Here is a 7,725-nt window from a genome sequence, read left to right as displayed (position 1 = left end):
AGCCGCACCGCCGCCTCCGCGAGCGCGGCGCGTGTGGCGCGCTTCTTGCGCTCCCGCAGACCGCCGCCCGCGGCGTCCTTCCCCGTCATGATGTGCATGCTATGCAAAAATGCATGCTCTGCAAAATTGTGCCCCGTCGGCGCTCTTCCGCAGGCGTCCGCGGAGTCACGCCGTTGGCGTACTGAGGCGGCGCGCGGCCACACCGCGACTAGCGTCGGGGGCATGACCGGTGACCGGCTCGGATGGCGCGCGTGCCTGCTCGGCGGCGCCGTGTTCGCGGTGTGCATGACCGGCACGACGCTGCCGACCCCGCTGTACCCGCTCTACCAGCAGAAGTTCGGCTTCTCCGAGCTGACGGTCACCGTGGTGTACGCCGTGTACGCCTTCGCGGTCATCGGCGCCCTGCTGCTCGTGGGCAACGCCTCCGACGCCGTCGGCAGGCGCCCTGTCCTGCTGTGGGGCCTGGTCTGCGCGGGCGCGAGCGCCGTCTGCTTCCTGCTGGCCACCGGCATCGCCTGGCTGTACGCCGGACGGCTCCTGTCGGGCCTGTCGGCCGGCCTGTTCACCGGAGCCGCCACAGCGTACGTCATGGAGTCGGCTCCGCCCGGCCGGGCCTCCCGCGCCACGTTCGTCGCCACGGCCGTCAACATGGGCGGCCTCGGCTGCGGACCCCTGCTCGCCGGGATCCTCGCCGAGTACGCCCCCTGGCCGCTCCATCTGCCGTACGCCGTCCACCTGACCCTGGTCGCCTGCTCGGCGGCGGTGCTGCTGTGGCTGCCGGAGACCGTAGGGGACCTGCGCCCGCTGCGCACCGTACGGCCGCAGCGCCCCGGCGTGCCTCCGCACGTGCGGGCGGTGTTCGGACCGGCGGCGACGGCCGCGTTCGTGGGCTTCGCCCTGTTCGGGGTGTTCACCTCCGTCAGCCCCGCCTTCCTCGCCCGGTATCTCCACGTGACCGACCACGCCGTGAGCGGCGTGGTCGTCGCGACGGCGTTCTTCGCGTCGATCGCCGGGCAGACCGCGGTCGGCCGGGTGGGGGTGGGCCGGTCCCTGCCCCTGGGCTGCGCGGGGCTGCTCGCGGGCCTCGCCCTGCTGGCGGGCGCCCTGCACTGGGACACGCTGGCGCTGGTGGTGCCGAGCGCACTCGTCGGCGGTGTGGGCCAGGGGCTGGCGTTCCGCGGGGCGCTCGCCGCGGTGGGCCGGGCGTCCCCGCCGGACCAGCGTGCGGCGGTGATCTCGTCGCTGTTCGTCGTGGCGTACACCGGCATCTCGGTCCCGGTCATCGGCGTGGGCCTGCTCACGGAGCCGCTGGGCCTGGAGAACGCGGGACTGGTGTTCATCGCCTGCATGGCGGCGCTGGTGATCCCGGCGGCGGGCTATCTGCTGCGCAGGCCGGTGCCGGCCGAGGCGTGAGAGGCGAGGGGTGTTTCCGGCCGAGGCGTGACCGGCGCGGCGCGTTTCCGGCCGGAGGGGCCCTTCCGCGGGCAGGGTGACGCATGACGTCCTATAGTCGGGGTGGCGAGAATGTTGAATATCGAACTTCCTTGGCAGTCGAACGTCCTCGGTGGGAGGCACCCGGCATGAGCAACACGGAGACACGACCGGCGGAGATGAGGTGCGGCGGCGAGGCCGAGGCGGACCGCCCGGCGGACGTCGAGATCCTCACGGCCCGTGACGTGCCGCTCGGCGGCCCGCGCGCGATGCGGGTACGGCGCACCCTGCCGCAGCGCGCCCGGTCGCTCATCGGCGCCTGGTGCTTCGCCGACCACTACGGCCCCGACGACGTCGCCGGCACCGGCGGCATGCGTGTCCCCCCGCATCCGCACACGGGACTCCAGACGGTGAGCTGGCTGTTCAGCGGGGAGATCGAGCACCGCGACAGCCTCGGCAGCCACGCCTATGTCCGCCCCGGCGAGCTGAACCTGATGACCGGCGGTCACGGCATCGCCCACTCGGAGGTCTCGACCCCGGACACCACGGTGCTGCACGGCGTCCAGCTGTGGGTGGCCCTGCCGGACGAACACCGCGGCACGGAACGGGACTTCCAGCACCATGTGCCGCACCCGGTCGCCCTGAACGGCGGCGAGGCCCGCGTCTTCCTCGGCACGCTCGCGGGCGTCACGTCACCGGTCCGCACCTTCACCCCGCTGCTGGGCGCGGAACTCACGGTCTCCCCGGGCGCGCGGCTGGTGCTGGACGTCGACCCCGCCTTCGAACACGGGGTGCTCGTCGACACGGGCGACGTCCTCGCCGAGGACACGCCGGTGGAACGGGCCGCCCTCGGTTACACGGCCCCGGGCCGCACCTCCCTCACCCTCAGCAACCGGGGCGCGGCCCCGGCCCGTCTGATCCTCCTCGGCGGCCCGCCGTTCGGCGAGGAGATCATCATGTGGTGGAACTTCATCGGCCGCACCCACGAGGACATCGTCCGGGCCCGGGGCGACTGGATGACGGAGCTGGAGTCGGGCACGGGGGAGCGCTTCGGCGAGGTACGGGGCTACGACGGGGACGCGCTGCCGGCGCCCGGACTGCCCAACGCACCGCTGAAGCCGCGGGGCAGGCCGAGGTGAGAGGATCCGTGGCATGAGCGGCGACCTCGAAGTGAGTGCTCTGGCGATCAACGTCACGATTCCCGAAGAGCTCCGCTGGACGGACACGCGGCGCGGTCAGGAGTTCCGGCTGACCACGCTCAACGTCCGGCTTCTCCCGGACGGTCACCTCGCCGTGAAGGCGTACGGACGGCCGGTCGACGGCGGTCGCGGCGCGTACGTCTCCTTCCCCGTCCCCGACGAACCGGCCCTGGCGGCTCTGGTCGCCGAAGCGGCGGGCAAGGCGGGGAGGCTGTGGGCCGCCCACCGGGGTCTCGACCGGCCTCGCGCGTGACACGGGCGGGCGTCGCCGCGGCGGCCGGAGAACCCTCTTGACCCTCACGCGGCGTGAGACGGCACAGTCGGTGCCGTGGAGGAGCACTGGACCGTGGGACGCGTCGCCGAGCTGGCCGGGGTGAGCGTCCGCACGTTGCATCACTACGACGACATCGGGCTCGTCCGGCCGTCCGCCCGCACGGCGGCCGGGTACCGGGCGTACTCGGCGGACGACGTGCAGCGGCTGCGCGAGATACTGGCGTACCGGCGCCTGGGCTTCGGGCTGCGCGAGATCGCGGAACTGGTCGGGGACCCGGCCGCCGACGCCGTCGCCCACCTGCGCCGGCTGCGCGGACTGCTGCTGGAGCGGCGTGACCGCGTCGACGCGACGGTCGCCGCCATCGACAGGGAACTCGCCGCACGGGGGAGGGGGTTGAGGGTGACGCCGGAGCAGCAGCTGGAGATGCTCGGGGCACGGCTGTACGACGTGATCGGCGGCGCCTACACCGCCACCCGGCGCACGGATCCGCGGATCGCCACGCGGATCTGGGACGCCCTCGGTGACGCGCGGACGGTCGTGAACGTCGGGGCCGGCACCGGCTCCTACGAGCCCGTCGGCCGTGATGTGACGGCGGTGGAGCCGTCGGCGGTCATGCGGGGGCAGCGTCCCGCGGGTTCGGCGCGGTGCGTGGCCGCCGCAGCCGAAAGTCTGCCGTTCGCGGACGGGTCCTTCGACGCGGCGATGGCCATGTCCACCGTGCACCACTGGAAGGACCCGCTGGCGGGGCTCCGCGAGATGCGGCGCGTCGCCCGCCGTGTCGTCGTGCTGACCTTCGACACCGACGAACCCGGATGGCAGGACCGGTTCTGGCTCACCCGTGACTACCTGCCCGAGTTCGCCGACGTGCTCGACGGCTTCCCCTCGCTCGCCGGGATGGCCGACGCGATCGGCGCCCGCACCGAGCCGGTGCCCGTCCCGTGGGACTGCGCGGACGGACTCTTCGAGGCGTACTGGCGGCGGCCGGAGGCGTATCTGCGGGAGCCCGTGCGGCGTGCGATGTCGGTATGGACGAGGGTCGGGCCGCACGCCGAGCGGCGCGCGGTCCGGCACCTCGGGGACGACCTCGCCTCCGGCCGCTGGGCCGCCCGCAACGGCGACCTCACCGCCCTCGCCTCCGCCGACCTCGGACTGCGGCTGCTCATCGCCTGACCTGGCCGGGAGCCGCCGCGCGGGGTGTCCGGCGCCGGCGTGGTCAGGACGGCGGCGGCGCCGTCGACGCCCGTACGACCAACTCCGTGGCCAGCTCGATGTGATGGGACTCCGCCTTCTCGCCGCTCGCCAGCCGCAGTGCCGTGCGCAGCGCGGCGGCCCCCATCTCGCGCAGCGGCTGGCGCACGGTGGTGAGGGGCGGCGAGGCCATCCGGGCGAGACTCGTGTCGTCGAAACCGACCACGCTCAGCTCCTCGGGGACGCGCAGACCCCGGGCGCGGGCGGCCTCGACGACGCCGAGGGCGATCTCGTCGTTGCCCGCGAACACCGCCGTGGGCGGCCGGTCGAGGCCCAGCAGCTCCGCGGCCCCGGCCAGGCCCGTCTCGTACGTGAACTCCCCGGGCCGTACGTACCCGTCCGGCACCGGGGCGCCCTCGGCTTCCATGGCGGCACGGTAGCCGTGCATACGGGCCTGGTTGCAGATGGCCTCGGCCGGGCCGCCGAGGTAGGCGATGCGGCGGTGGCCGAGGGACAGCAGGTGCCGGGTCGCGGACAGCCCGCCGGCGAAGTTGGTCGCGCCGACGCTGTGCACCCGGCTGTCCGGCAGGTGCAGGGGGTCGAGGACCACCAACGGCAGCCCCGAGCGGGCGAGTTCCTTCAGATGCGCCGCGGTGTGGACGCTGGTGACCGCGATGACGGCGCGGCGTCCCGCCGACACCAGGTCCCGTGCCCAGTGCGGGGCGCCGGACGCCTTGCTCACCACCACCGCCGCGCCCGACTCGGCGGCCGCGTCGACGATGCCCTCCAGCGTCTCCGCGACGTACGACTTGAGGCTGCCCTTGAACTGCACCTCGATCGTCGGGCTCTCGACGGCCTCGGTGTGACGGAACACCGGGGCCAGGTAGTCGTGCCGGTGCAGCAGTTCCTGCACGCGGACGCGGGTGTGCGGCGCCACGTCGCCACGGCCGTTGACCACCTTGGACACGGTGGCGACGGAGACACCGGCCGCTTGGGCGATGTCCGCCAAGGTGGTGCGCCGGGCGTTCGGTCGCATCGGTTCCTCTCCGCTGTAGGGACACCGGCGTGGTGACCCGCCGGTCCGGCCGGTCACCCGGACGGACGCGGTCCACCGTACCGGTCGACGCCGGCCGGCCGCCGGGAACGCCCGGCCGGCACGGAGGCGCCGGTTCCGACGGCCCGGCCAGGACCGCACCGACAGTGTGACAGCCCGGAGCCGCTGCGTCATCAACGCCCTTTACGGCACCCTTTCGAAACTCTTTCGAAGCGGCTGCCGGACCCTGTCGCGTCGATCAAGTCCCTGATCTTCCGAGGAAGATGCCCGCATCACGCTGCCCGTGCACGCATCTTGACATCGCCTCAGGCCGAAACCTAGCTTGCTCGAACAGAGCAAGACGAAGTGATTTTCGAAAACCTTTCCACGACTTGCGAGAAGCCCGACGGCTCTCGAGTGCGGAGAAAATCATGGCGCTCTCCCGACGTACCCTTCTCGGCCTGGCGGCCGCCGTGCCCGTCTCCGCGGCGCTCGCCGCCTGCGGCGGCTCCTCGGGCCCCGGCAAGAGCGGGTCCGCCACCTACTGGTACCTCAACGGACAGCCGCAGGAAGGCGTCAGGGCCGGCGCCGTCGACGCCTTCAACAAGGCCCACCCGGACAGCACCATCGAGGACACGACCTTCGAGAACGACGCCTACAAGACGAAGATCAAGACCGCCATCGGCGCGGGGCAGGCGCCCACCCTCATCTGGGGCTGGGGCGGCGGCACCCTGCGCGCCTACGCGGAAGCCGGCCAGGTCGAGGACCTCACCTCGTGGTTCGACGAGAACCCCGACGTCAGAAAGGGACTGTTCCCGTCCTCGTTCGGCGCGGCGACCGTCGACGGCAAGATCTACGCGATGCCGTGCGAGACGGTCCAGCCGATCATCCTCTACTACAACCGCAAGGTCTTCGACCAGGTCGGCGTGGAGCCGCCCGAGACCTGGGACGACATCATGGCGCTGGTCCCGAGGTTCAACGCCAAGGGCATCGCGCCCTTCGCCCTCGGCGGCCAGTCCCGGTGGACCAACATGATGTGGCTGGAGTTCCTGTTCGACCGCATCGGCGGGCCCGAGGTCTTCCAGGCCGCCATCGAGGGCGAGAAGAACGCCTGGTCCCACCCGGACGCCATCAAGGCGCTGACCGCACTCCAGGACCTCGTCAAGGCCGACGGGTTCGTGAAGGGCTTCTCCTCGATCACCGCGGACTCCAACGCCGACCAGGCGCTGCTCTACACCGGCAAGGCCGCGATGATGCTGCACGGCGCCTGGTCGTACGGCATCCAGCAGGCCGACGGCGGGGACTTCGTGTCCAGCGGCTCGCTCGGCTTCATGACCTTCCCGGCCGTCGAGGGCGGCAAGGGCGACCTGAGCGACACCGTCGGCAACCCCGCCCAGTACCTGTCCATCTCCTCGAAGGCGAGCGCCGAGCAGAAGAAGACCGCCAAGGAGTACTTCGCCACCGGTGTCCTCCAGGAGGAGGAGGTGAAGGCGTGGATCGGCAACGGGTCGGTGCCGATCCGGCTGGGCACGGAGAAGCTGCTGGCCGCCTCCGACAACGCCGAGTTCCTCCAGTTCACCTACGACATCGCCAGCAAGGCCAAGGTGTTCGTGCAGTCCTGGGACCAGGCGCTCAGCCCCACCGCCGCCGACACCCTGCTCGACAACATCGTCAAGCTCTTCCAGCTGTCCGTCTCACCGCAGCAGTTCGCCACCAACCTCAACTCGGTCACCGCCGCATGAGCACGCTCACCGCCGAGCGGAGCGGCCGCCGCCCGCCGCGCAGCATCCTGCCCTGGCTGGCGACGCCGGCGCTGCTGCTGTTCGCCGGCTTCGCCGTCGTACCGCTGGTCGGCGTCTTCGCGCTGAGCTTCACCACCTGGGACGGCATCGGCTCCATCCGCGCCACCGGGCTGACCAGCTGGCGCGCGGTGCTCACCGACCCCGGGCTGCCGCACGCCCTCTGGGTGACGTTCCTGGTGATGGCCGTGTCCTGGGCCGTGCAGACGCCCCTCAGCATCCTGCTCGGCACGTTCCTCGCCGGCCGCCAGCGGTACCGGGCGGTGCTGGGCGTCGTCTACTTCGTCCCGCTGATGCTCAGCTCCGCCGCCATCGCCATCGCCTACAAGGCGCTGCTGGACCCGAACTTCGGGATGGGCGCCGGGCTGAACGTCGAGGCGCTCAGCCAGGACTGGCTGGGGCAGCCCGGACTCGCGTTCGGCGTCGTCGTCTTCGTCGTCTCCTGGCAGTTCGTCCCCTTCCACTCGCTGATCTACCAGGGCGGGGTCCAGCAGATCCCCAAGTCGCTCTACGAAGCGGCCGAGCTGGACGGCGCCGGACGCGTCAGGCAGTTCTTCAGCATCACGCTGCCCCAGCTGAAGTACACGATCATCACCTCGTCCACCCTGATGGTCGTCGGGTCGCTGACCTTCTTCGACCTCATCTTCGTCCTGACCGAGGGCGGCCCCGGCGACGCCACCCGGGTCCTCGCACTGGACATGTACAAGCGGGGCTTCCAGGCCAGCCTCATGGGACCCGCCAGCGCCATCGCGGTCATCCTGGTCCTCGTGGGCCTCGCCCTCGCCCTGCTGCTGCGCCGCC

Annotated in this window: 7 protein-coding genes; 6 read left to right on the top strand and 1 reads right to left on the bottom strand. The window is 72.0% G+C overall.

What is annotated here, in order from left to right:
* Window positions 1-222: 222 nt before the first annotated feature.
* From CCN29_RS11010 to CCN29_RS10995, 4 genes are all read left to right on the top strand, one after another.
* Window positions 223-1,413 carry an MFS transporter gene (locus CCN29_RS11010; RefSeq protein WP_031019138.1) on the top strand — a complete coding sequence of 397 codons (1,191 nt, stop codon included), beginning with the start codon at window positions 223-225 and terminating at the stop codon, window positions 1,411-1,413.
* 167 nt (window positions 1,414-1,580) lie between these two features.
* Window positions 1,581-2,570, top strand: coding sequence for a pirin family protein (locus CCN29_RS11005; RefSeq protein ID WP_086681275.1), 990 nt, complete (start codon window positions 1,581-1,583; stop codon window positions 2,568-2,570).
* Window positions 2,571-2,583: 13 nt separating this feature from the next.
* A complete protein-coding gene (locus CCN29_RS11000; protein ID WP_006130989.1) occupies window positions 2,584-2,883 on the top strand; it encodes a hypothetical protein in 300 nt (99 codons plus the stop codon).
* 93 nt (window positions 2,884-2,976) lie between these two features.
* Entirely contained in the window at window positions 2,977-4,074 is a 1,098-nt protein-coding gene (locus CCN29_RS10995; RefSeq protein WP_086681273.1) for a MerR family transcriptional regulator, read from the top strand.
* Between the two features lie 43 nt (window positions 4,075-4,117).
* On the opposite strand, the gene CCN29_RS10990 is transcribed toward CCN29_RS10995, so the two are convergent.
* The gene (locus tag CCN29_RS10990) at window positions 4,118-5,128 is read right to left on the bottom strand and encodes a LacI family DNA-binding transcriptional regulator (protein WP_031019134.1); all 1,011 of its coding nucleotides are present in this window, start codon (window positions 5,126-5,128) and stop codon (window positions 4,118-4,120) included.
* Between the two features lie 428 nt (window positions 5,129-5,556).
* Between CCN29_RS10990 and CCN29_RS10985 the strand changes: the two genes are divergently transcribed.
* Both CCN29_RS10985 and CCN29_RS10980 read left to right on the top strand, forming a co-directional pair.
* Window positions 5,557-6,867, top strand: a complete 1,311-nt coding sequence (locus tag CCN29_RS10985; protein WP_086681272.1) for an extracellular solute-binding protein — start codon at window positions 5,557-5,559, stop codon at window positions 6,865-6,867.
* On the top strand, window positions 6,864-7,725 hold an 862-nt coding region (locus tag CCN29_RS10980; RefSeq protein WP_086681270.1), incomplete at its 3' end, for a carbohydrate ABC transporter permease. The genes CCN29_RS10985 and CCN29_RS10980, both read left to right, overlap by 4 nt.

This window comes from Streptomyces pseudogriseolus, assembly GCA_002154585.1.
Classification (GTDB): Bacteria; Actinomycetota; Actinomycetes; order Streptomycetales; family Streptomycetaceae; genus Streptomyces; species Streptomyces pseudogriseolus.
Note: the sequence above shows the minus strand (reverse complement) of the source record. Positions and strands in the feature narration are given on the sequence as shown.

Excerpts from the sequence above, each read along its gene's own strand:
- CCN29_RS11010 (WP_031019138.1), top strand. The coding sequence starts at position 223 with ATGACCGGTGACCGGCTCGGATGGCGCGCGTGCCTGCTCGGCGGCGCC.
- CCN29_RS11005 (WP_086681275.1), top strand. The coding sequence starts at position 1,581 with ATGAGCAACACGGAGACACGACCGGCGGAGATGAGGTGCGGCGGCGAG.
- CCN29_RS10985 (WP_086681272.1), top strand. The coding sequence starts at position 5,557 with ATGGCGCTCTCCCGACGTACCCTTCTCGGCCTGGCGGCCGCCGTGCCC.
- CCN29_RS11000 (WP_006130989.1), top strand. The coding sequence starts at position 2,584 with ATGAGCGGCGACCTCGAAGTGAGTGCTCTGGCGATCAACGTCACGATT.
- CCN29_RS10990 (WP_031019134.1), bottom strand. The coding sequence starts at position 5,128 with ATGCGACCGAACGCCCGGCGCACCACCTTGGCGGACATCGCCCAAGCG.